Consider the following 22,298-nt stretch of genomic DNA (forward strand, 5'->3'; position numbering starts at 1 on the left):
TTTAAAAAAAGCGGCTTTCATAAAGGCATTCTGAATGAGCTACGCTTGCCCTTTAATAATTGGCGTTGGACAAATGACGTCCGCGTTTTGCGCTCTGTGTTTTAGCAGGTGATCCATAATGGTTAATGCCAGCATCGCCTCTGCAATCGGTGTCGCGCGAATGCCCACGCAAGGGTCGTGTCGACCTTTGGTGATGACTTCTATTGGGTTACCGGCACGATCAATGCTTTTACCAGGAATAGTAATGCTCGACGTGGGTTTTAACGCCATATGAACGACAATGTCTTGTCCAGAGGATATGCCGCCTAAAACGCCACCGGCATGATTGCTTAAAAAGCCTTCTGGTGTCATTTCATCTCTATGTTCACTGCCTTTTTGTTCGACCACGTCAAAGCCGTCACCAATTTCAACACCCTTCACGGCATTGATACTCATAATGGCTTTGGCGATGTCTGCATCTAGACGATCAAATACTGGCGCGCCTAGCCCAGGCATGACGTTTGTAGCAATGACGGTGATTTTTGCACCGACAGAATCGCCTTCTCGACGTAAAGCCGTCATGTATTTTTCAAGCTCAGGTATCGCATCGGGATCTGGGCTGAAAAAACTATTTTCATATACTTGGCTTAAATCTTTAACGGCAAGTTTGATGGGGCCAAGCTGAGACAAAAATCCTTGGATTTGAATGCCAAACTGTTGTTTTAAATATTTTTTAGCGATAGCGCCGGCAGCGACTCGCATTGCGGTTTCACGAGCGGACGAACGGCCGCCGCCACGATAATCACGGAAGCCATATTTTTGATCGTACGTGTAATCGGCATGCGCTGGACGAAAAGTGTCCGCGATGTTGCCATAATCCTTTGAGCGTTGATCGGTGTTTTCAATCATTAGGCCAATTGGTGTACCAGTTGTTTTGCCTTCAAATACACCAGATAAGATTTTCACTTCGTCTGCTTCGCGACGCTGTGTCGTATGTTTGGAGGTTCCTGGTTTGCGCAGATCTAAATCTCGCTGCAGATCCGCTTCGCAGATTTCTATTCCCGGTGGGCAGCCATCAACAATCGCACCAAGCGCGATACCGTGACTTTCACCGAAGGTGGTGACTTTAAAGAGTGTTCCAAATGTATTACCAGACATAGGCTATTTCTGCTCTTGTAATAGTTCGCTGAGTTGTTCTTTGGTGAGGATAAAAACGCCATTTCCACCCTGCTCTAGTTCGACCCACATAAAGGGGGTGCTAGGGTATGAAGCTTGTAATGCGTTTTCAGTATTTCCTACTTCGTATACTAATATACCGTCATCGTGCAGATAATGCCCGACTTGAGCTAAAAAATCATGGGTGAAAGTAAGGCCATCTTCACCGGAGGTAAGCGCCAATTCAGGTTCATTACGGAATTCTGCTGGGGCGTTTTTAAAGTCTTCAGCATCTACGTAAGGCGGATTACAAATAATAAGGTCGTACTGTTTTCCTATTAACCCTTTAAACATATCAGAATGGATGGCTTTCACTCTGTCTTCTACTTGATGGCGTACAATATTTTCATTGGCGACCAGCAGCGCGTTTTCACTAATGTCCGTTATATCAACGTGAGCGTCTTCAAAGACTAATGCGGCGGCAATACCCAAACAACCAGAACCCGTACACATGTCTAGAATACTCAAAGGATAATTTTTGAGCCAAGGGGAAAACTCGCTTTCTAATAAAGAAATGATGGGAGAGCGAGGAATTAAGGTGTCTTTAGTGACCTTGAATGGCAGGCCCATAAACCAAGCTTCGCCCAGCAAATAAGGCAGCGGTACTCGTTTGGTGATGCGAGTGTGTACTAATTTCAAAATGTGTTTTTTTTCATTGTACGTCAGAGTGCAATCGAGCATGTCACGATCAAAATCAAGCGGTAGCTTTAATGCCCCCATAACAAGTTGAACGGCTTCATCCCAAGGGTTGTCGGTGCCATGGCCATAAAATAAATCGGCTTGTTTGAATCGACTGAAAGTCCAGCGAATATAGTCTTTGATAGTGGTTAAATCACGAATTGCTGATTGTTTATTACTCATCATCTCTTCTTAATAATATGTGCGCGTGTTTGGCTAGAGCCACATTATAACGGTTATTTTTTTGAGCCTCTATCTTTGTGATTGATGGTTTCTATTGAACTTGTCAGTGTGTCCAGTTTTTTTGTTATTTCTAGCCATCTTTCAGCCTCACCTTTTATTTGCTTGATCTGATTGTTCTTTAGTTCTGCGACGAGTTTGGTGTTTTCTTGTTTGAGTAACGTCAGTTGATTGTCTTGCTTGGCAAGATCTACTTCTTTTTGGGACAGGTTTATTCTAAGTTCGGCATTGTCCTTTTGCTCCTGTTTTAACTGACTGTTTAATACATGGTTGTGGGAGAGCACATCTTGATATCGTTGATCACTAAAGGCTAATTTTTTTTGTAAGTCTTCTGAGTGTGAGCAATTTTTTTTGTGTTCTATTGTTAATGCGTCATGTGTTTCTTGTAGTTCTATCAAGGCGGAAGACAAGGATAGGAAACCACCCTCCGTGGCTTCTTGTTTGCGTATTTGATGTTGCTCTAAATCAGTTGATTTTTCATCAAGTAACTGCCCGAGATTTTGTGTGACTTCTCTTGAAAATCGTTTAAAAATCGGTAGCAAAGTGTCACTTAGCTCTTGAAGTTGGTGTTGTTGGTGCTCTTTATAAGCGCCTTCCCATTCTGCAATAGCATTCATAAAGGTGGTGTTTGAACAGCGTCGCCCATCTTTTAGGGAAAAATGCTCGGCTAAACGAGGGATGTTAGGGAAAGTGTTTTTTTCTATTAACTCCCAGCAGGCTTGATGAATCTCTTCTCGTGCTATGTTTGCTTTACGAGCCATGGATTTGTTCCTAGTGTATCGATTTGATAAATACAGAATTTATTTTATTAAATATATCATAAGTTATACATAAGCCGTTAGTCAGTATGGACTCAGTTTTCTAGACAGTTTCTAGCTCCGTAAAAACGCGCCAACCTCTTATTTTAGGCAATAAAAAACCCCTAGGGGCTTTTAGAAAGAGAAATAGCCTTTATTGAATACGGGTAGTGCTTAGTATTTTTGTGGCCATTTCGACACCAAACTCTTTGGCCAGTTCTCTCCATGAGTCTTGCTTAGCTTCAAAGAAAATGGGCGTAGCATTGGGGAAGCGCGTGTTTAGTAGTTCATTAACACTAGATAAACCATCTATTAAGCCAATCCTTTCCGCTTGAGAACCGGTGAACACCATGCCAGAAAAGACATCATCGGTGATCGTCAGTCTGTCGCCACGGCCCTCTTTAACTGCATTGATGAATTGCTGATGCGTTTCATCTAGCACGGCTTGCCATTTGTCTCTGGCTTCGTCTGTCATTGGTGAGAATGGGTCTAGAAAAGCCTTATTGCGACCCGCAGTGAAAGTGCGACGTTCCACACCAATTTTTTCAAGTAAATTGCTGGCATCAAAACCTGAAGAAATCACACCAATAGAGCCTACTAAGCTGGCTTTGTCTGCGTAGATTTCACTGGCAGCAGACGCGATATAATACCCACCTGAAGCAGCCATATCTTCAACGACTACTAATACCGGAATCTCTGGATAAGCCTGCTCTTTAGCGCGAATAGCATCATAAATAATGCCGGAATGAACAGGGCTACCGCCTGGGCTGTTCATTTCAATAATAACGCCTTTAAGACGGCTATTTTGATAGGCGTCATCAAGTAAGTTAACAAAGTCTGACGACTCAATCTCTGCATCAGCGCCGATAACGCCACGCATTGGAATCATCGCGACGATACCATCTTCTAAGCTGGCATCTTGCAAATTAGATTGCATAAACCACCCAACTATAACCGCCAATATGATGGTCAGCATTGAAAATCGAAAAAAGATCTTCCAGCGTCTGGCGCGTCGTTTCTCGATAAGATTCTCACTGAGTGTCTTTTCAAGTAATGTCCAAATTTCTTTGTTCGGGTCTAGATTCTCTTTTACTTGTGATTCAATTGGCTGCTTAGGCGCATTTGTATTTTGATTAAGCGATTCGTTTTTATCTTCGTCTTCAGTCCAGCTCATTATTTATAACCCTAAAATAGTTGATAATTGATTGAAATCGTTCACGAGCGCATGTGGCTGGCAAGCTTTAAGGCGGATTTCATGGTGTGCGCCGTAGGTGACTCCGATGCTTTTCATGCCGGCATGGGTTGCCATGTTTAAATCGTATTCTGTGTCACCAATCATGATCGCGTGCTCTGGTGCTATGTTCAATTCCGTGAGTATTTGCTCAAGCATTAAAGGATCAGGCTTAGACAATGCTTCGTCGGCACACCGCGTTGTAATGAAGTAATGGTTTGTATTGGTCAATGTCATGGCTCTTTCAAGCCCTTTACGACTTTTCCCCGTAGCAACCGCTAGTTTTACGCCGGCACCTTGGAGTTGGTTTAATACGTTAATCACGCCTGGATACGCCTCTGCTGGCGTTTGATCTGCCGCGACATAAATGCCTTTATAATGCTCAATAATGATGTTTTGCTCTGTCATCGATAGTTCAGGCCAAACGACTGCAACGGCTTTATCCAGCGATAAACCAATGGTGTTTTTTATATCCTCTTTTTCTCTAGCTGGCGCCTTTGCTAATTGCCCCGCTTGTAACATGCTAAAACAAATTTTATCGATGGAGTCGAATAAGGTACCGTCCCAATCAAAAATCACTAACTTAACCATAGATACCTCTTAAGAATGGCGCGCCGAAAGTGTACCATAGCGATAAAATACAATATAAGGATTGGTAATGACTTCTGGCTATACATTAGAGCAACTTTCTATTGATCAAAGTGTTGAGTATCGTAAAACGGTGACCAAAGCAGATGTGCAGGCTTTTGCGGAAGTGACTGGCGATACCAATCCCGTTCACCTAGATGCAGAATACGCCGCAACCACTTCTTTTGGTCAACCAATTGCTCATGGCATGCTAACGGCCGGGTTTATTTCTGCCGCGATTGGCACGCAACTACCTGGACCTGGCTGCATTTACCTAGAGCAAACACTGAAATTTCGATCGCCTGTTTTTATTGGACAAGAAGTTGTGACAACAGTGACTGTGACGGATATTAATGTGCGTCGTCGCCGAGCGACGCTAAAAACGGTGTGCGAGTGTGAAGGTAAAGTGGTTGTAACAGGTGAGGCGACTATTATGTTGCCAGCCGCAGTTTAATCATCGCGACGGTAATAAAACACTAAAAGGAGCGGAAACCCGATACTGTAGGGATTCGCTCCTTTTTTATGTCTCGTGATTCATTACATAGACATAACGATTCGCCCTGTAATTTCACCTTTCTCCATGTCTTCAAAAATGTCATTAATGTCTTCGAGTCTCTTTTCTTCAATAATCGCTTTTACCTTGCCACGAGCCGCAAATTCCAAACATTCTTCAAGGTCTTTTCTGGTACCAACAATGGAGCCAACCACACTGACACCATTAAGAACGGTATTGAATATAGGTAATGCCATGTCTTCTGGTGGTAAACCAACCAATACACATTTACCTCCACGCCTTATGACATCATAACTTTGTCTAAAGCCAACCTTGCTGACCGCAGTACAAACACTGGTGTGTACACCACTCGTTGTGTCGAGAATGCTTTTTACAACATCGTCGGTTTTAAAGTCAAAGTAATGTTCAGCACCAAGCGACATGGCTAGGTCTCGTTTTGGTTTACCTGTATCGACCGCCACCACTCTTAATCCCATAGCGACCGCATATTGAACCGCTAAGTGGCCTAGTCCGCCAATGCCAAAAATAGCTACCCAATCTCCAGGTTTAGCCATTGATACTTTAAGCGCTTTATAGGTTGTTACGCCGGCGCAAAATAATGGCGCCGCATCAATATAGCTAAGGCCTTCGGGGATCTTTACGACATAGTCAGCATGAGCGGCACAAAATTCAGCATAACTACCATTGACTGAATAGCCTGAGTTTTGTTGGGACAAACATAGGTTCTCATTACCACTAAGGCAGTATTCACAGTGGCCGCATGCACTATAAAGCCATGGAATGCCAACTCGATCTCCATTTTTCAAATGCTTTACAGCGCTTCCGACTTCAACGACTTCACCAACCCCTTCATGTCCAGGCACCAAGGGCAGCGTAGGCTTTACCGGCCAATCACCGTGGCAGGCATGTAAGTCCGTATGACAAACACCACAAGCATGGATTTTAACGAGTATTTGGTGAGGTTCAATGATAGGTTTGGCGATATCTTCGATCTTTAGAATAGAGCCAAACTTACTAGCAACAGCCGCTTTCATAACACACCCCCAATGGATAAATAAACTCGCACACAGATTAGCTGAGTAACTAGAAGGGAAAGGCGACATAGATCAAGTTTATTTGAATTAGGTCTCATTTGGCCGACAAAGCGCACGATCGTGAAAATATGAGGCATTTTTCAAAAAAGACTGTGATTTCCTAAGTAGCGGGCCTATATTTAGTAGATAAAACAAGGGTTAGAAGGGCTAGTTCACACCATGAAAATTCAATTACTTATGATCATTGTCGTGATTGTGTCGTCTTTATTGACGATATCTCAGCGCGCCAATGCTCAAGAAGTAAGTCAATTTCGTTGGTTAGAGCCTACTGTAGAGCAAAGGTGTGATGAGGTCGTTGTTCCAGATCAAGAAAATGGATCTGATAATGAATGTACTACTTTTTGCTCTTTTCGCACCGGTAGTTGTGCAGTAACGTTCACTTCTATTCGCTCTTACCGCTTTCCTATTGTCGCTAACGTTAACGACAGTATTCATAATCCACGAGCCCCACCCTTTTCATTGATATAGCCGACCCAAATCATTTTTCTATTTTTTTACTGGGGTTCTATCATGAAAACACTAACTTATGTCTCTACAAAAAACGTAAACAATCTTATCTGGCCTGCCACAACAGAGGATATAAATATTTATTCTTCTGCCTTGTCTGTTTTTACAGATTTTACAACAGCAGGGCCACGAGTGATTGAGTCCAGTACGCGTGCGGACGAACTTGTTCAATTGATGAAAAAAGAGCATGTACGGATGAAGATAGTGGTTGATGCAGATAATCATTTTATTGGCGTTATTAGTCTTGATGATTTGTCTGAAGATGTCTTTATCAAGCAGGTAGCTAATGGATTTAAACGTTCAGAATTGATGGTTGCTGACTTGATGAGAGCAAAAGAAGGGTTACTTGCGCTGTCTTATACTTCATTGAAAAATTCAGACATTGAGTCGCTTCTGTTTAGTCAGCGACACAATTTACTTCAACATTTACTTGTTATTGATGAAGACACCAAAGCAATACGAGGTGTGATTTCGTCTAACGATGTTGTTCGTCAGCTTCGATTGGATATCGATGTTGCATTTTCTAGTTTTGCATATACTTATCAAAGTGCAATTCTTGGATATAAAGATCATGCCAAAAAACTAAAAGTCGCTTAACAATCGATTTATCATTTTATAATATAAAAAAGAGTCTAGATTTTAAGTAATCTAGACTCTTTTTTTGATTACTTTTCTTTCTTCTCTATCCAATAGTAATAACAACCGCCCTCTTGTTCTTGCTGTATTAATTTATGGCCAAGAAATTGACAGAACTTCGGAATGTCGCGCGTTGTTGAAGGATCTGTCGCGATGACCTTTAAAATGGCTTTGGCAGGCAGCTTGCGCATTTCAACATGCAACATCATTACAGGTTCTGGGCACAGTAAATCGGTTGCATCAAGTAGAGCGTGGTGTTCCATAGTCTTCCTCTCAATGTTTAATAAATAATTATCTATTCAATGAAAATATTCAAAGCTTTGTGAGCCATTTAAGTGTTTGCTTGTAACCAGTTATGAGTGCTAGTTGCCAATTCTGAAATGGTGTCGTTTATTGTTCTACCGTGTTTTTTCAGTGTTTTAAAATCATGATCGGCGCCTTCTACCCAAATAATTTCAACAAGGTTCGGTAGCGGTTGTTGGCTGACCCATTCATAAGAACCGAGCTGATCTCTTGTTCCTTGAATAATGAGACATGGAACCTGAAGTTTTGATAGGAAAGACAATCTATTTTTTTCGGGCTTACCTGCTGGATAAAAAGGAAAGCCGAAACAGACTACCGCTTTTACCATAGCAAGCTCTGTTAGCTGCGTCGCTACTCGTCCCCCCATTGATTTGCCACCGACAATACAGGCTTGTTCATGTTTAATTAAATCACTGTATTCGGGAATCAGAGTATTGAAACGAGGTGGTGGTCTTCTTTTGCCCGACTGCTCCTGCTCTTGCATGTAGGAAAAAGTGACAGGAATGACAGTGTGCTTTCTTTGCTCTGAAATTGCCTCACAAAGTCGCTTTAAGAAAGGGTTATTGTGACCTGCACCTGCGCCATGAGCGATATAAAAAGGGAAAGTATTCATGATGACCATTTTTGAAAATGGTATTAGATCAGATTCGAGAAAGGGTTAGAACCTTGGTGGCTATAAAACACAAGGTTTTTCATTCAAACTTTCTTAATCGGGGTGGTAATCATTGATTTAGATCAGAAGATTACACGCAACAAAAGAGTACACTCCTATTAGAAATTTTAATAGGAACACACCATGATCTGGGACTCTTCACTTATTGGCAAGTACGACTTATCTGGACCTCGCTATACTTCTTACCCAACTGCGCCACAATTTGACTCAACGATAAATAAAATAGCTTTGATCGATAAAATGCTAATGCCATCAGAAAAACCGCTTAGCTTGTATTTCCATATTCCTTTCTGTGCCCACCTTTGCTATTACTGCGCCTGCAACAAAATTGTGACTAAACAGTATGATAAAGGTATCGAGTACGTTGAACTCTTGGGTGAGGAGATGAGACTGCGCAGCCTTATGCTGGATCGCACAAGAAAAGTAACGCAGTTGCATTTTGGCGGAGGTACGCCGACCTTTTTAACAGAAGAGCTTATTAGGTCGTTGTTTAGTGACATAAAGCAGCATTTCAACTTGATTAACGACGGAACTCAAGATTACAGTATCGAAATTGACCCGCGTGAAATTACGCACTCTAAGCTTAAATTACTAACTGAAATGGGCATTAATAGAATCAGTATCGGCGTTCAAGACTTTGATTCTAAAGTTCAAGAGGCTATCCATCGGATTCAACCTATAAAAATGGTTGCCGATTTGGTTGGCTATGCAAGAGAGCTAAATATTAAGTCTATAAACTTCGATCTAATCTATGGCCTACCCTATCAATCAATGGAAGGTTTTAGGGCGACGTTAGCGGATGTCGTCGCGTTATCGCCAGAAAGAATCTCTCTTTTTAATTATGCTCATTTGCCAGAACGGTTTCGATCTCAACGGCGCATATTGGATGAAAGCTTACCAGCACCAAGTATGAAGCTTGATTTGCTAAAAATGAGCATCGAATCTTTAATTTCGGCCGGATATGAATACATTGGAATGGACCATTTCGCAAAGCCCAGTGATAGCTTGGCCAAGGCACAAAAACAAGGGCGATTACAGCGCAATTTTCAAGGTTACACTACGCACGCTGGTACAGATTTAATTGCTTTTGGCGTCTCAGCTATTAGCGATTTAAGTGGTACTTACATGCAAAATTATACGGATCTTTCACATTATAGGAGTAGTATTGAGAAAGGTCAGCTCGCCATTGCCAAAGGGTATATCAGTGACGTGGATGATCGGATACGCCATCAAATTATCATGACGTTGATTGCTCAATTTGAATTAACTACAGCACTCATCGAGCAAAAATATAACATTAGCTTCTTTGAATATTTCGCCGAGGAGGTAGACAATCTAAAGCCTATGATCGAAGATGGCATGGTTGAAATTGATTATTATGGAATGCAGGCCACGATTAAGGTTACGGAACGCGGCAGATTGCTTATTCGCTGTATTTGTATGGTTTTCGATAAGTATCTAAGTAGCACCATAAAATACTCAAAAGTAATTTAAAAATCGAGATCAGGGAGATTTACATGTCAATGGCACACACGCCGTCACGATTTAATAGTCCACTCACATCGCAGTGCCAAAACTGCAGTTTGAGTGCGTTATGCCTACCCATTGCATTAGCGGATGAAGACATCAACAAACTAGATCAAATCATTGAGCGTAAAAAACCTCTAAAAAAAGGTGAGTTTTTATTTCGTCAAGGGGATGCCTTCCACTCTGTTTATGCCGTTCGTTCCGGCACCTTAAAAACGTTTAACATTACGTCTTATGGAGAAGAACAAATCACAGGCTTTTATTGCCCTAGTGAGTTAGTCGGTCTTAGTGGAATTGACTCAAATAAGTACCCTGTTTCAGCAAAGGCTTTGGAAACAACAACAGTATGTGAAATTCCATTTAGTCACTTAGAAGACCTTTCTGTTCAGATCCCTTCTTTAAGGCACCAATTATTTAAAATAATGAGTCGTAAGATTTCTGATGATCAGCAAATGATGGTTTTATTGGGTAAAAAGAATGCAGATGAAAAAGTGGCATCTTTTTTACTGAACTTATCTAATCGGTTTAAAATACGTGGTTATTCGGCGTCATCGTTTCGTTTGTCTATGTCTCGTGGTGAGATAGGGAATTATCTTGGTTTAGCGGTTGAAACTGTGAGTCGTGTGATTACACGATTCCAAAAAAGTGAATTAATACACGTCGATGGCAAAGAAATCGAAATACTCAATTTTCCCGAAATGCAAAAACTCATTGGGGTTGCTAGCGATTGTGGTAAAATTGCTCGAATTTGATTGATATATTGAGGCGCTACTAGATATGCTTTACGACGATTTTTATGTTAAATCACTAATACAAACTGTAGAAGACTGGCCAAAAGAAGGCGTTAGCTTTCGTGATATTACGCCTATTTTTAGCGACCCTAAAGGCATGAGGATGGTGGTAGACGCTTATGTTCATCGTTACATATCCACGGACATTTCTCATATTGCTTGTATTGATGCTCGCGGTTTTTTGATCGCGGCAGTATTGGCTTACGAGCTGCAGAAACCTCTTATTTTAGTTAGAAAAAAAGGCAAACTTCCAGGTAAAACCATTTCACAGAAATACGCTTTAGAGTACGGTGAGGCGGAATTAGAAATTCAAGAAGGCGCAGTAAAGGCTGGAGATGAAGTGTTGTTGTTTGATGATTTGATTGCCACTGGTGGTACGCTTTTCGCGGCGATTAAGTTATTGACTAAGCAAGGTGCAAATATCAAAGAAGTCGCAGCGATTATTGACTTACCAGACCTTGGCGGAAGTCAGAAGTTAAGAGACAGTGATATTCCTGTCTTTAGCCTGTGCGCCTATGATGGAGAGTGATTTTAGTTAACATCAAAATTATAAAAAAGGTGGTCAAGGTCTAATTACGTTCACTTAAGGGTTGAATTTAATGGAGTAGCCTCAGAAAATCCGATTAAGAAAGCTTAATCGGATTTTTTTGTGTCTATTCAGCAGTTACTTCTTAGCATCGATGAACTTCATGTATTCTCAGGTCACTCGACCTTCACTCTGAATATTCCAGTTCCGTATTAACTCTTTCTTCAAGCGCAAGCATCAGGCACGACGCTTACCGGAAGATCAAGTTCTTTGGTTAGTCTTGGGTGTGGCTCTTTTTCGGGATGAAGCGATCGAAGAAGTCGCGAGATGCTTAAATATTTTTTCAGAAGGGTTGGTGGCATCGGAGCAGCTCCTTACCAAAAGTAGCGCATCTCAAGCAAGGTAGCGACATGGTTTGGTGGCTTTTCCATCGAACAGGTGAGCATTGGGCCAATGAGCGATTTGCTCAGGATGATTGGCAAGGGCTGTAAGTATTTGATTGATGGTGTCATTTTCGCACCCCGGATACTCCAGAGTTACGAGAACACTTCGGTAGCGCTAGCAATTGTCTAGGAAACTGGGTCCATGCCACAAAAAAAGCCAGTCTGCCCGAATTATAACGTTCAAGGTAAAGCCAAGATGGTACTGACATCACTTCCTATCAGCAACTACCCTGCTGACAAAATTGCTCAGTTGTATCATCGGTGATGGAAAATTGAACTGGGATATCGTGACATCAAATCTTCCATGTTTAACAACGTCATTATGTTGCGCAGTAAGAAAGTCGATTGAATCTATCAAGAAATGTGGGTGATGTTACTGGCATACAGCACCGTGCATCGAGAGGTGAGTCATGCGACGGCACATGTTTAACGAGCGATTTAAAATGGCGTTTACTTTTATTGCTTCCAGCTTGATCGTGATGGCAGCGGCTAAGCCAGAATCGAAGACAGGAGTGCGTCTTAAGGAGCTTAAGGTCTGGAGTGTGTAATTTATTTCTGGAACGAAAGAAAGCGAGGCTTAATCGATCTTGCTTGGTCAAGTAATCAAAGACGAGATATCCGGTATCTCGTAATGCTGCTCCGCTTAAGTGAGCAGCATTAGGCCAAGGCCACCTTTTTTATTTTTAGTCGTTAACGCAGTGCAATTAGAAGTCTACTGTTGCCCCAATAGCGAATCCATTATTTACCTCTTTGCGAGTGCCGATCTTATTTTCATAAACAATTCTTGTCTTGCCATAGCTGAGGAATGCTCGGGCATTTCGCATTGTCATGTATTCGGCACGAAGTTCATAAACATACATATGATCTAAGTTAGTTAAAGACAGTGATTCTGGAGCGTAATACAAGGAGCCAAAGATGCTCAGACGGTTTGCTTCAGGAATTGTATAGCGATACCAGCCACCTAATGCAATAGCAGCTGAGACATCGCCATCATCTTTTAAATCAGCATATATACCATATAAACGAACACCAAGGCCAACTTGCAAAGGACCGTTAGTATCGGAATCATCTATCCCCAATCCAAGATATCCAGCGGTCACGCTTTCATCTTTATCATAGGAAAAACCAGCGTCTACACTATACGTCCCCATGTCAAAGCTTGCATCACCTTTTACGGTTTCGTTTGTTAATGCAACACTAGCTGTTGACGCGTTTACTAGAGATGATCCTAGGATACCGGCTGTTAACAATAGTGTTTTATGTGTGAGGTTCATTTCTATTATCCTATAATGAAATAATATTTAATCGATCAAAGGCCGCTGGCGACTGCTTTAACCCTTTAAAATCAAATAATTCGTTGTCTGCTAAGTGCGATGGAACGACATTTTGAATAGCAGTAAACATAGTTTCTGTTCGTCCTGGAAACTCTTTTTCCCATTTTTGTAACATGTCTTTAACAACTTGTCGCTGTAGATTTTCTTGGGATCCACAAAGATTACAAGGAATAATGGGATACTCCTTCATAACAGAAAATGTCTCAATGTCTTTTTCTTTGCAGTACGCCAAGGGACGAATAACGATATGTTTACCATCATCGCTTAGAAGCTTCGGCGGCATGGATTTCAATTTGCCACCAAAAAACATATTTAAGAATAACGTTTCAAGAATGTCATCTCTATGATGGCCAAGCGCTATTTTTGTCGCCCCAATTTCTTCCGCGAAACCATACAAGGACCCACGACGCAAGCGAGAGCACAAGCCGCAGGTGGTTTTACCCTCAGGTACAATCTCTTTCACGATGCTGTAAGTGTCACGCTCTAGAATATGAAAGTCGACTCCTATCTCTTCCAAGTAAGCAGGTAAAATATGCTCAGGGAAACCGGGTTGCTTTTGATCTAAATTGACCGCAACGATGCTGAAACGAATCGGTGCGCTAGCTTGTAGGTTTCGTAAAATCTCAAGCATAGTGTAAGAGTCTTTACCACCGGATAGACACACCATCACTTTGTCGCCTTCTTCAATCATGTTGAAGTCAGCAATAGCTTGGCCTGTTAATCTACGAAGGCGTTTTTGGAGCTTATTCAGCTCAAGTTTTTCTTTGGGTTTATTCGATAAGTCCATCATATATACGCTTTAAACAAAACGTACTCATATTACTATAAATGAAGGCAGAATCGCATATAAAATGAAGAATATACGACAAAAGCGTATAAAAAATTGATTTTTTTGCTTTTTGTAGGTAGTTACTTATTTAGACCTACAAATTGTAATGTTGAGCGGCATCCTCTGCAAACGTATTCAACGCCATCTTGAGCTCTAGTGTGGCGCCGTTTACTAAAGTGGTGTTTTTGACAGGAGCAATGATACTCATAAGATTGCTTTTGAGGAGGTACATCAAAGGAATGAGTCCTACTTGGCCTAATGCCATAAACTTTCAGCATAACCGCTTGCCACTCTTTTCCGTGAGGTCTCACCGTATCGCCATAAATCTGATAAACAATGATATGGGCCACCTCATGGGGAACTACCGTACTGACAAACTCGTCTGGGTTTTGTTGGTACATAAAATGATTAAAGCGCAGTTCATTCTTTTGTAAATGAGCCGTACCGGCTGCCTTCCCTCTTTGTTTTAGGTTGCAAGTTGCGGGGATAAATTCATGACCAAAAAACGTGTTTGCTTGGTCGAAACATACATTTGCTTTATCAATAATGATGTTTAATGCATCATAATCTGCCGCCATATTTTTAGACGTCATAGGCATAATGTACTGGCCTCTTTTGGATTCGATTCGTGAATAATTTTCATCAAGCTTTCGGAAAAATCAGCCACACTCTCTTTTGAGAGCCCAGTTAAGCGACTTAATGAAGCAATAGAGTTGGGTTTATGTAAACAAATTAACCTAAGTTGAGTGTCGCTCAAATTTATTTTTCCGTATTCGTATTTCCACGCCAAAATCTTGTGCCACTTAACCTTGTCTAACGCCAGTTGATCTTCCTGAAGTGCTGGGTAATAGTATTCGCTTGGAATAATAATTTGTGTTTTACCTTGTAGTACACTTCGTGATTTTTCAGTAATTTGCACTGTGAAAGCACTAGACATGCCGATTTTGATGTATTCATAGGCGATTAAGTGACGCACAACAGACTTCCATTGTACTTCGTTTAGCTCCTTGCCCTTTCCAAATAATGGGAGTAACTCCGCCCTGATGGCACTTACGGCTTTGGTTTTCTTTCCCAATAAAATTTGGATGAGTAATGCAAATGGCTGTAAGCCTTTCGTATGATAAATCAGTGACAAAAACTTTTGGCTGGTTGTTGTCATGTTTTGTTCTGATTTTGTAGAAAGACAGCGATCACAGTGAAGGCAAGCGGGAATGCTTTCATCAAAATGCGACAGTAAATTTTGTCGCCTACAACCGCGCCCTTCTAAGATTTGAAATAAGTTGCCTAAGTGTTGAGTTTCTTTCTCTGCTACTAAAGGCTGTGAAGCGGCAAGCTGCTGAGCTTGTAACATATCTTGAAGGCCATACAGCAAAAGTGATTTTGCTGGTTTTCCATCGCGACCAGCCCGACCCACTTCTTGAAAATACGATTCTGGGTTATTAGGCAAGTCCAAATGCACAACAAATCTTACATGGGCAATATCGATACCCATTCCATACGCTGTAGTTGCGACCATAATGGTGCCATATTGCTCAGCAAAGATTTTATGGTTTCTTTGCTTATCTTTTTCTGTCATTGCTGCGTGGTAGCTCAAACTCGGTAGTCCTAAATGGCTCAACCAGCTAGCAATTTCTTCTGTTTTTTTTCTAGAGCGACAATAAATAATGCCAGTTTCGCCTGGTACTTCATGATGCAGAAAATACAATATTTGTTGCTTGGCTTTTCTTTTTTGTGCAATTTGAATATTAATGTTGGCGCGATCAAAGCTGTTCTTCATAACAAGGCAGTTATGAAGTTGTAACGACTCTTGAATGGAGGTAATGGTCTTTTTATCGACTGTTCCGGTAAGCGCGATGATAGGAACATTAGGAAAAAAAGCTTTAAGCTGGCCTAATTGGCTGTACTCTGGCCTGAAAAAATTACCCCATTGAGAAATACAGTGAGCTTCATCAATGGCAAAGAGAGCAATATCAAAACTATGAAGAAAACCGATGACGGAAGGTTGAACCAGTTTTTCTGGAGACAGATACAGTAAATCAATGTGTTTATGTCGTAATGCCCAAATAAGATCATCTTGTTCGCCAGGGTTTAATGTGGAATTAAGAAACTGTGCACTAATGCCCTTTTTATTCAATTCATCCACTTGCTGAGACATAAGAGACAACAAAGGGCTGACAATGACCGCGACACCATTTCTAATGAGTCCAGCCGCTTGGTAAACCAGAGATTTTCCGCCGCCTGTTGGCGCCGCGAGCAAAACGTCTCGACCAGAACATAATGCGTCTATTGCTTCTTCTTGCAGTGGACGATATTCGGTGTGGCCTAAACGGGAAAGTGTACGTTTCTTTAAGTTCATTTGGGAATTATCCCTTAACCACGCACTTTCTGCATCGATTTTTCACCTTCTTTTCGCTAGAATCGGATACTTAATCTGTATTAGGGAAATATCTACATGGCACACCAACCTCTTGATGATCTTGAATTAGAGACGTTAGAAAGTTTTTTGGAGTCGGATCAAGTTCATGAGGAATGTCAAAACTTTGTTATGACTCATGGCTTCTTAACGGCATTGTCTATTTGTCCTGTTAGCACTGCTGAGGAGAAGTGGTTGCCCGTTATTTTTGAAGACACACCAAAATTCGAAAGTGAAAAACAAGAAAAGCAAATACTTCAGTACTTATCACGTCTTTTTATTGATATTCAAAAAGAGCTGGAGTCTGAAGATGGCTTTATGATCCCTTGTGAGCTAGAAATGGGGCAATCTCCAGAAGAGTTGAGCGAATTGCAAGAATGGGCCTCCGGTTTTATGGAGGGGGTGTTTATGACCGAAAGCGCTTGGTTTGAGTCTGAAAAAGAAGAAGTGGTTGCCGAGTTGTTGCTACCTATTATGGTTGCTTCAGACTTATTTGATGACGAAGAAGTGATTGAGATTAGAGCCAGTGAAAAATTGACTAATTCTTGTATTGCTCAGATACCAGACGTCTTAACGGATCTATTTTTAGTGTTGCGTACTGAGCCTGAGAAAAGACCTTTTCCAAAACCTCAGCAAAAAGCACAAGGCAATAAAAATAAGAAAAAAGGTGGTAAAAAGTCTTAGCATTATAGACAGCCTGCGGCTCTTATTGTTGCAGGCGTTCATTCCTCAGTGCGACAAGCGTGATGTCGTCAAGCTGCACCGATTCACCTCGGTACTCGGTGAGCTTTTTTTCTGTCATTTTTTGCGCCAAAATTAGACTTTTTTCTGAGTAAGAACTTGAAATTAGTTTTTCCACCTGATCGTCTCCAAGCATCTCATCATGACAGTTTTTAAGCTCTAAGACGCCGTCTGAAACAATTACCAGAGTATCATCCACATTCAATTTGTTACTTTGCAAATCGCCTTCAAATTCGTACGCAGGAAGAATACCTAATGGCATATGATTCGACCGCAAATAGTCTATAGCGCCACAAGCTCTTCGAATCAATGCATTGGGCATTCCCCCTCCCCAGTACAGAATGTCACCGTTTGGAGTCATTAATATTAAGTAGCCTGCACAAAACATGTAATCGGGCAAAATGCTGAATAGTATTCTATTCATCTGCCCTGCGAGTTCATTTACATCAAGTAAATCATCAACGGCGTCAAAAAAAGCATGCATGACGGGTAATGCACCGATAGAAGCGGGTAAACCATGTCCTGTAAAATCGCCTACAAAAATTAGGCGAGCACCGTCTGATCGAGTTTTTACTAAGGCGAGATCGCCATTAAAACTAGCAGCTGATAGTCGAGTAATAACAACATGCTCAGAGTTGTTTTCGCTGCGCGTCTGAATGTGATCAAGAACATGGTGGGCCATTTCATGTTCTCGTTCTATCATCGTTTGATAATAAGTGAGCGCTTTATTTTTGCGGTACATTTCTTTCATTAATTCGACATGGCGCATGTGCGTTTTTAGTCTAATGTTGAAAAGAACTTCATTAAATGGTTTTGGAATAAAATCATCCGCTCCAGACTTAAAACACTTATCCATAACCGTGTCTGTAGCCTGTGAAGAAAGGAAAATCATAGGTATAAAACGATTGCCAGATAGTGCTTTAAGCGTTTTAACGAGGTCGAAGCCACTACCGCCTTTTACAACAACATCCAATGTCACCATGTCGGGTGCATAGTCAATGAAAGCCTGAACAGCATCTTCGTAACTACTGACACTTGTGACCGTGACATTTTCTTTTTCCGCGCATAAAGAAATGATTTCGCGGTAAACGGGTTCACTGTCTACGCATAATAATTTCATCTGTCTTGCCTTATTGAATATCGAAGCGTTTGTCGAAGCGAGAAATCATTAGAATGTTTTTAATAAAGGCATTTGCTCCTTTTAGCTGAATATTACTTTCTAATTCAATGGTATTTCTCATACTCAACAGCATACCCAGTGCCGCGCTGTCTAAATATTCAACCATACTCATATCAATAACATAGACTTTATAATGATTCGTGAGATCAGAATAAGCCTCACGAAAATCATTAAACAAGGAAAAGTCAAAGCTGCCAACAATCGTAATTGTTACCGTGTTTATAGAATCATTTGCTGTGACTGAAATACTCATTAGCGTGTCGAGTTTGGGGTATTCGCCCTACTCGCCTCCGTGGCATTTTGGCGATGAAGGAGCAAGCGTATTACGCTCACTCCATTCTTGAATTGAATATAGGTGCATTGCAAGAGCATGAATTTTTGTCATTTCTTCTTGCAGTGTTGCATACACAAGTTGATGACGTTGAACCAATCTCTTTCCTTGGAATTCATCGCTTACCAAAACAAGTTTAAAATGAGACTCACTTCCCTCAGGGACATTGTGCATATAACTTTCGTTTTCAAGCGTCATATGATGAATATCAATTTTTTCATTAATGCGTTGATCAATTTGCGTTTGTACGTTCATAGCTTTCCTATTATGCCGACGTTAACAAGCTATTGGACTCGCCATTCAATAGGACTTGGCCCTTTTCTTTTGGGTAAGCTACGTCAATGGAAACCGCACCACCTTCACGCCACACGCTGATAATGGTGTCCATATTAGCGGCCATTACGGCACGTTTATCGTCTGGTGCCGCAGCGATTACTTGCAGTCCAATATCTTTCATAAAGCCCATACACGTTGAGGTTTTTACCATGTCTATTTTGTTAAATGCCTCGTCAAACATGGCCAAAGAGAATCCACCAACGATATCTCCCTCCATGGTTTCATGTAATCGATACGTCGTAGAGAGGGCTGCCGCAATGGCTAGGTAAAATGGTATTTGGTGCTCGCCACCAGACCCTGTTTGAATTCGCTGGCTCAGTGTCGTTTTTTTATTACCTTCGCCGTCCAAGATATCGACTTCGAAGTTATAAAATTTTCGGTAGTCAGCAAGGTCTTGTTGCTTGTCTTCATCCGATATAAGTTCCTGAATGGATGCAATAGCGCGCGCATGCTCAGGATCATTGCTTAAATGCGGATCAAACAATCCACCTACATTTGCCTGATCCTGTGCGCTAAAGCGTTCAACAAGGTCGAGAATATCTTTCATATCGCCATTAGGGTAATAACGAAATTGATAGATTTCCAAGTTAAAGGGTCTACGCTTTAAACTGTGGTTGAGCTCTCGAATAATATGAGCGACTTGATCTAAAGAGTCTTTCAACTTAGACACATAATCCGAACGGAAGGTTTCCTCTGCTTCTTTACGAGCCAGCTCTGCGCGTTTCGCGTATTTGGCCAATTCTGTTTCGCTCAGAATATCAATTTGATAAGAGACATAATGTTCAAACTCTTCAAATTTAGACTCTAAATAATCTAGTTGAACATCGTTGTCTAAATTCGCTTGATGATATTTACCATAATGATCTGCGACCTCTTTACGTACCTTCTGATCAAAGCTGCGTGCTTTCTCATTGGCTTTTTCAGCTCGGCTGATGGCTTCTTTATAGATAGCCGCCCCATTTACCATGCTGCTTTCTAATAATGAATAGCGTTCACTTGCAAATTCTGCATCGTATCTCGGGTTAGAAGTTAACCGATTACGCTCTTCATCTAGTGCCGCGAGTGCAGAACTCAATTGGCTTTTCTGTGTGTTTAGCGCTCCAAATTGTTCTGCAATTTGTTGGCGTTCACGGTCCAGTTTCTTCTGCTCTAATTCAACATTAGCAATGCGTATTTTCAGTGCTTCGATACGATCTTGAAGTTCCGTGTCATCATGTTTTTGAAGCTGTGACATTTCAGCTTCAACTGATTCTAGTTCCTGTGTTAATCGAGTAACGGTATGACTTGCGTTACCAATACTGTCTGCATCAAATTGATTATTGGCTATGACTCGGCCAAGTAGTGAATCTGCTTGCTCAAGGCGCTGGTCTGCTTTCAAGAAGTTCATTAATTCACTACTAAGGCTTGTAAGCTGCTTTTCGCGTGACTCACGCATGCCTTCGGTATTGATACCGACCATCATGTGAGGTACAAAACGAATAGTAGAAATTGTCCCAGCCAGTTTTAACATGCCGTCCGCTGTCATTGCACTGTCTTCACGGAGCAATTCACGCTCAGTTTCTACTGGCTTAATACCGCCTAAACGTCGATTTATATAAGCTTGAGCGTGATCATTATTACAGCGAATAAAACGCAACGCAGAGTTATTATCACCTCGGTTTAACCAGAGTCGTGTTTGGGTTGTATCGATAACTCGACAGCCCATTAACTGACGTCGGTGAGCTCGAAATATACGAATGGCTTCTTCGGCGTCGTCCGGTTCTACTATCAGTGCTTCACGTTGAGCGCCAAGGTAGCCTTCAATCGCATCCTGCCATTTTCTATCGGTCACTTCTGCTAGATGACTTAATGGCGTCGCTTTAATGTTGGCATCGTTAAGTAATGCAATAAGACGTTTTGTATTTTGTGAAAGTGGACTAACGCCACCTTTTAGCGAGGAAACATCAGATTCCAGTTGCTTACATTCATCTTTCAAGTTCAAAATATTACGATTCAACTCTGAACGTTGCGCAAATACTTGAGACTTTTCTTTATCTAAAGTGTCATTGAGCGCTATTAATTTCTGAGTTAACGGCTTTAGATTGCCTTCAATACGGCCATCTTCAGTAATCAGCCCGTTAAAGGCAGAAAACTCTTTTACAAGTTTTCTTGTTTCTTTCGACAATAAATCTTCAAAAGAATTAAGCGCTCCTAAAAGCAAGGTGAGTTGACGTACTTGTAAAATAGCTTTTTGATCTTGCTGGCCTTGCAATACTAAAAGCTTTTTACTTTGCTCGAGTTGTTGCAACTTCAAACCAACGTCGGAATGTTCGTATTGCTGTTCAAAACGAAGCAATTGACCTTGTAGTTGTTTTAACAAACTACCTTGTGTCGCAAGTTCTTCTTCGATCTCTTCTTCACGTTCTTTTTGAAGTTCGTATTGATCTTGAATGTCGTCTTGTTTACTGCCTAATTCATCAAAGCGGGCTTCAGTTGCGATCCATTGATAGTTGATCGCACTTTGTTCTTGTTGATGTTTTTTCTCACAGTCTTGCTGAATTAGTTTTAGATCATCAATGCGCTTGGAAACTTCTAACGTTTTGGCTTCTAAGTGACGATATTCATTCAAAGACTTCTGATAAGCGCCAACTTGAAGCGGCGCTTCGGCCAATACAAAATCTTGTACAAAGCGTGTAGGCGAGGCAATAGGGACAAATTTTAACGCATTCTTGAAGTTTTTAAGGAAACTGTCCAGTGTAATAAGTTGATCTGGGCTTGGGCTTAATTCTTCAAGGTAGCGATTTATGTATTGGGTAGCTGACGCACTACCGGATTTAATGTAGGGGTCTAAACACACCTTTTTCATTGACTCACGCACTTCGATCCAAGGCTTAGCTTTGTAGCTTTTACCATCCATAGCGTCGATAAAGTCAGACTTTCTTGCGCCAAAGTTAGGCAATACAAAACGACCCAGGACATCTTCTTCTGGCGACGCCAATGAAGCGCTTAAAGCTAAACCAAGAGTGGATTCATTACCGGTGACGCTGTCTTCAAAAACCAATGCTAGGTAGCTGGTAGCGTCTTGCCTTGGTTGGGTCCCCAATGCTTTTACGTTTGCTTGGCCGGAATCTATCATGCCCAATATATAAGAACGAATACTACGGCCACTGGCTTTGCCATCATTTGCGCTAGCGTTGTAATTAAGGTGGCGCTTACTAGCACCTGTTAATACCGTTTGTATGGCATCAAGTAACGACGATTTGCCTGACCCCGTTGGTCCAACAATGGCAGTATTTCCACGAATATTAATTTCTTCTGCACCAAGTAGGTACCAATTCACTAATACGATTCGATTTAGCTTTTTCACATTTTGG

At 41.4% G+C, this 22,298-nt stretch carries 23 protein-coding genes and 1 pseudogene; 8 read left to right on the top strand and 16 right to left on the bottom strand.

The window, feature by feature from the left end; genetic code table 11:
• Positions 1–39 precede the first annotated feature (39 nt).
• The 5 genes from aroC to M3I01_RS09695 all read right to left on the bottom strand — a co-directional run bounded on the left by aroC (position 40) and on the right by M3I01_RS09695 (position 4,731).
• Positions 40–1,137 (bottom strand): chorismate synthase, encoded by a 1,098-nt coding sequence (gene aroC, locus M3I01_RS09675; protein WP_275565054.1) that lies wholly within the window; start codon positions 1,135–1,137, stop codon positions 40–42.
• Positions 1,138–1,140: 3 nt separating this feature from the next.
• On the bottom strand, positions 1,141–2,055 hold the full coding sequence (gene prmB / locus M3I01_RS09680) for a 50S ribosomal protein L3 N(5)-glutamine methyltransferase (protein ID WP_255895640.1): 915 nt from the start codon (positions 2,053–2,055) through the stop codon (positions 1,141–1,143).
• A 53-nt stretch (positions 2,056–2,108) separates the two neighbouring features.
• Complete coding sequence (locus tag M3I01_RS09685; RefSeq protein WP_255895641.1) at positions 2,109–2,873, bottom strand: hypothetical protein; 765 nt, start codon at positions 2,871–2,873, stop codon at positions 2,109–2,111.
• Between the two features lie 190 nt (positions 2,874–3,063).
• The gene (sppA, locus tag M3I01_RS09690; protein WP_255895643.1) at positions 3,064–4,083 is read right to left on the bottom strand and encodes a signal peptide peptidase SppA; all 1,020 of its coding nucleotides are present in this window, start codon (positions 4,081–4,083) and stop codon (positions 3,064–3,066) included.
• Between the two features lie 3 nt (positions 4,084–4,086).
• Positions 4,087–4,731 (bottom strand): HAD-IIIA family hydrolase, encoded by a 645-nt coding sequence (locus M3I01_RS09695; RefSeq protein ID WP_255895644.1) that lies wholly within the window; start codon positions 4,729–4,731, stop codon positions 4,087–4,089.
• A 67-nt stretch (positions 4,732–4,798) separates the two neighbouring features.
• On the opposite strand from M3I01_RS09695, the gene M3I01_RS09700 reads away from it, so the two are divergent.
• Complete coding sequence (locus M3I01_RS09700; protein WP_255895645.1) at positions 4,799–5,221, top strand: MaoC family dehydratase; 423 nt, start codon at positions 4,799–4,801, stop codon at positions 5,219–5,221.
• 83 nt (positions 5,222–5,304) lie between these two features.
• Here the strand turns inward: M3I01_RS09700 and adhP are convergent, their stop codons facing one another.
• A complete protein-coding gene (gene adhP / locus M3I01_RS09705; RefSeq protein WP_255895646.1) occupies positions 5,305–6,315 on the bottom strand; it encodes an alcohol dehydrogenase AdhP in 1,011 nt (336 codons plus the stop codon).
• Between the two features lie 219 nt (positions 6,316–6,534).
• Here adhP and M3I01_RS09710 point away from each other — a divergent pair, with 219 nt between their 5' ends.
• Both M3I01_RS09710 and M3I01_RS09715 read left to right on the top strand, forming a co-directional pair.
• A complete protein-coding gene (locus M3I01_RS09710) occupies positions 6,535–6,843 on the top strand; it encodes a hypothetical protein (protein ID WP_255895647.1) in 309 nt (102 codons plus the stop codon).
• A gap of 42 nt (positions 6,844–6,885) precedes the next feature.
• Entirely contained in the window at positions 6,886–7,479 is a 594-nt protein-coding gene (locus M3I01_RS09715; protein ID WP_255895648.1) for a CBS domain-containing protein, read from the top strand.
• Between the two features lie 68 nt (positions 7,480–7,547).
• On the opposite strand, the gene tusA is transcribed toward M3I01_RS09715, so the two are convergent.
• Together tusA and M3I01_RS09725 are read right to left on the bottom strand one after the other, a co-directional pair.
• Positions 7,548–7,781, bottom strand: coding sequence for a sulfurtransferase TusA (gene tusA, locus M3I01_RS09720; protein WP_255895649.1), 234 nt, complete (start codon positions 7,779–7,781; stop codon positions 7,548–7,550).
• 68 nt (positions 7,782–7,849) lie between these two features.
• Positions 7,850–8,434, bottom strand: coding sequence for an alpha/beta family hydrolase (locus M3I01_RS09725; RefSeq protein ID WP_255895650.1), 585 nt, complete (start codon positions 8,432–8,434; stop codon positions 7,850–7,852).
• 183 nt (positions 8,435–8,617) lie between these two features.
• Between M3I01_RS09725 and hemN the strand changes: the two genes are divergently transcribed.
• The 4 genes and pseudogenes from hemN to M3I01_RS09745 all read left to right on the top strand — a co-directional run bounded on the left by hemN (position 8,618) and on the right by M3I01_RS09745 (position 12,384).
• Positions 8,618–9,988, top strand: a complete 1,371-nt coding sequence (gene hemN, locus M3I01_RS09730) for an oxygen-independent coproporphyrinogen III oxidase (RefSeq protein WP_255895651.1) — start codon at positions 8,618–8,620, stop codon at positions 9,986–9,988.
• Positions 9,989–10,011: 23 nt separating this feature from the next.
• A complete protein-coding gene (gene fnr, locus M3I01_RS09735) occupies positions 10,012–10,773 on the top strand; it encodes a fumarate/nitrate reduction transcriptional regulator Fnr (RefSeq protein WP_255895652.1) in 762 nt (253 codons plus the stop codon).
• Positions 10,774–10,798: 25 nt separating this feature from the next.
• A complete protein-coding gene (locus M3I01_RS09740; RefSeq protein WP_112138610.1) occupies positions 10,799–11,341 on the top strand; it encodes an adenine phosphoribosyltransferase in 543 nt (180 codons plus the stop codon).
• 126 nt (positions 11,342–11,467) lie between these two features.
• Positions 11,468–12,384 (top strand): annotated as a pseudogene (locus M3I01_RS09745) (transposase domain-containing protein).
• 101 nt (positions 12,385–12,485) lie between these two features.
• Here M3I01_RS09745 and M3I01_RS09750 read toward each other — a convergent pair.
• From M3I01_RS09750 to M3I01_RS09765, 4 genes are all read right to left on the bottom strand, one after another.
• Entirely contained in the window at positions 12,486–13,055 is a 570-nt protein-coding gene (locus M3I01_RS09750) for a YfaZ family outer membrane protein (RefSeq protein WP_255895653.1), read from the bottom strand.
• 10 nt (positions 13,056–13,065) lie between these two features.
• Positions 13,066–13,905 carry a tRNA 2-thiocytidine(32) synthetase TtcA gene (ttcA, locus tag M3I01_RS09755; protein WP_255895654.1) on the bottom strand — a complete coding sequence of 280 codons (840 nt, stop codon included), beginning with the start codon at positions 13,903–13,905 and terminating at the stop codon, positions 13,066–13,068.
• A gap of 119 nt (positions 13,906–14,024) precedes the next feature.
• Positions 14,025–14,543, bottom strand: coding sequence for a SprT family zinc-dependent metalloprotease (locus M3I01_RS09760; protein WP_255895655.1), 519 nt, complete (start codon positions 14,541–14,543; stop codon positions 14,025–14,027).
• Complete coding sequence (locus tag M3I01_RS09765) at positions 14,534–16,300, bottom strand: RecQ family ATP-dependent DNA helicase (RefSeq protein ID WP_255895656.1); 1,767 nt, start codon at positions 16,298–16,300, stop codon at positions 14,534–14,536. The genes M3I01_RS09760 and M3I01_RS09765 overlap by 10 nt, the downstream gene beginning before the upstream one ends.
• A 96-nt stretch (positions 16,301–16,396) precedes the next feature.
• Between M3I01_RS09765 and M3I01_RS09770 the strand changes: the two genes are divergently transcribed.
• Positions 16,397–17,041, top strand: coding sequence for a UPF0149 family protein (locus tag M3I01_RS09770; protein ID WP_255895657.1), 645 nt, complete (start codon positions 16,397–16,399; stop codon positions 17,039–17,041).
• 22 nt (positions 17,042–17,063) lie between these two features.
• Here M3I01_RS09770 and M3I01_RS09775 read toward each other — a convergent pair whose 3' ends face one another.
• Genes M3I01_RS09775 through M3I01_RS09790 form a run of 4 tightly spaced genes read right to left on the bottom strand, consistent with a single transcriptional unit; the run spans position 17,064 to position 22,291 of the window.
• On the bottom strand, positions 17,064–18,218 hold the full coding sequence (locus M3I01_RS09775) for a fused response regulator/phosphatase (RefSeq protein ID WP_275565055.1): 1,155 nt from the start codon (positions 18,216–18,218) through the stop codon (positions 17,064–17,066).
• A gap of 10 nt (positions 18,219–18,228) precedes the next feature.
• Positions 18,229–18,531, bottom strand: coding sequence for an STAS domain-containing protein (locus M3I01_RS09780; RefSeq protein WP_255895659.1), 303 nt, complete (start codon positions 18,529–18,531; stop codon positions 18,229–18,231).
• A 27-nt stretch (positions 18,532–18,558) separates the two neighbouring features.
• On the bottom strand, positions 18,559–18,864 hold the full coding sequence (locus M3I01_RS09785) for a BolA family protein (RefSeq protein WP_255895660.1): 306 nt from the start codon (positions 18,862–18,864) through the stop codon (positions 18,559–18,561).
• A 10-nt stretch (positions 18,865–18,874) separates the two neighbouring features.
• Positions 18,875–22,291: an SbcC/MukB-like Walker B domain-containing protein gene (locus M3I01_RS09790; protein WP_255895662.1), complete on the bottom strand. Its 3,417-nt coding sequence runs from the start codon at positions 22,289–22,291 to the stop codon at positions 18,875–18,877.
• Positions 22,292–22,298 lie beyond the last annotated feature (7 nt).

Source organism: Marinomonas maritima (assembly GCF_024435075.2).
Lineage (GTDB): Bacteria > Pseudomonadota > Gammaproteobacteria > Pseudomonadales > Marinomonadaceae > Marinomonas > Marinomonas maritima.

Excerpts from the sequence above, each read along its gene's own strand:
- M3I01_RS09685 (WP_255895641.1), bottom strand. The coding sequence starts at position 2,873 with ATGGCTCGTAAAGCAAACATAGCACGAGAAGAGATTCATCAAGCCTGC.
- M3I01_RS09700 (WP_255895645.1), top strand. The coding sequence starts at position 4,799 with ATGACTTCTGGCTATACATTAGAGCAACTTTCTATTGATCAAAGTGTT.
- M3I01_RS09785 (WP_255895660.1), bottom strand. The coding sequence starts at position 18,864 with ATGAACGTACAAACGCAAATTGATCAACGCATTAATGAAAAAATTGAT.
- sppA (WP_255895643.1), bottom strand. The coding sequence starts at position 4,083 with ATGAGCTGGACTGAAGACGAAGATAAAAACGAATCGCTTAATCAAAAT.
- aroC (WP_275565054.1), bottom strand. The coding sequence starts at position 1,137 with ATGTCTGGTAATACATTTGGAACACTCTTTAAAGTCACCACCTTCGGT.
- M3I01_RS09740 (WP_112138610.1), top strand. The coding sequence starts at position 10,799 with ATGCTTTACGACGATTTTTATGTTAAATCACTAATACAAACTGTAGAA.
- ttcA (WP_255895654.1), bottom strand. The coding sequence starts at position 13,905 with ATGATGGACTTATCGAATAAACCCAAAGAAAAACTTGAGCTGAATAAG.
- M3I01_RS09695 (WP_255895644.1), bottom strand. The coding sequence starts at position 4,731 with ATGGTTAAGTTAGTGATTTTTGATTGGGACGGTACCTTATTCGACTCC.
- tusA (WP_255895649.1), bottom strand. The coding sequence starts at position 7,781 with ATGGAACACCACGCTCTACTTGATGCAACCGATTTACTGTGCCCAGAA.
- M3I01_RS09780 (WP_255895659.1), bottom strand. The coding sequence starts at position 18,531 with ATGAGTATTTCAGTCACAGCAAATGATTCTATAAACACGGTAACAATT.
- M3I01_RS09765 (WP_255895656.1), bottom strand. The coding sequence starts at position 16,300 with ATGAACTTAAAGAAACGTACACTTTCCCGTTTAGGCCACACCGAATAT.
- adhP (WP_255895646.1), bottom strand. The coding sequence starts at position 6,315 with ATGAAAGCGGCTGTTGCTAGTAAGTTTGGCTCTATTCTAAAGATCGAA.
- M3I01_RS09715 (WP_255895648.1), top strand. The coding sequence starts at position 6,886 with ATGAAAACACTAACTTATGTCTCTACAAAAAACGTAAACAATCTTATC.
- fnr (WP_255895652.1), top strand. The coding sequence starts at position 10,012 with ATGTCAATGGCACACACGCCGTCACGATTTAATAGTCCACTCACATCG.
- M3I01_RS09725 (WP_255895650.1), bottom strand. The coding sequence starts at position 8,434 with ATGAATACTTTCCCTTTTTATATCGCTCATGGCGCAGGTGCAGGTCAC.
- M3I01_RS09760 (WP_255895655.1), bottom strand. The coding sequence starts at position 14,543 with ATGCCTATGACGTCTAAAAATATGGCGGCAGATTATGATGCATTAAAC.
- prmB (WP_255895640.1), bottom strand. The coding sequence starts at position 2,055 with ATGAGTAATAAACAATCAGCAATTCGTGATTTAACCACTATCAAAGAC.
- hemN (WP_255895651.1), top strand. The coding sequence starts at position 8,618 with ATGATCTGGGACTCTTCACTTATTGGCAAGTACGACTTATCTGGACCT.
- M3I01_RS09750 (WP_255895653.1), bottom strand. The coding sequence starts at position 13,055 with ATGAACCTCACACATAAAACACTATTGTTAACAGCCGGTATCCTAGGA.
- M3I01_RS09710 (WP_255895647.1), top strand. The coding sequence starts at position 6,535 with ATGAAAATTCAATTACTTATGATCATTGTCGTGATTGTGTCGTCTTTA.
- M3I01_RS09775 (WP_275565055.1), bottom strand. The coding sequence starts at position 18,218 with ATGAAATTATTATGCGTAGACAGTGAACCCGTTTACCGCGAAATCATT.
- M3I01_RS09770 (WP_255895657.1), top strand. The coding sequence starts at position 16,397 with ATGGCACACCAACCTCTTGATGATCTTGAATTAGAGACGTTAGAAAGT.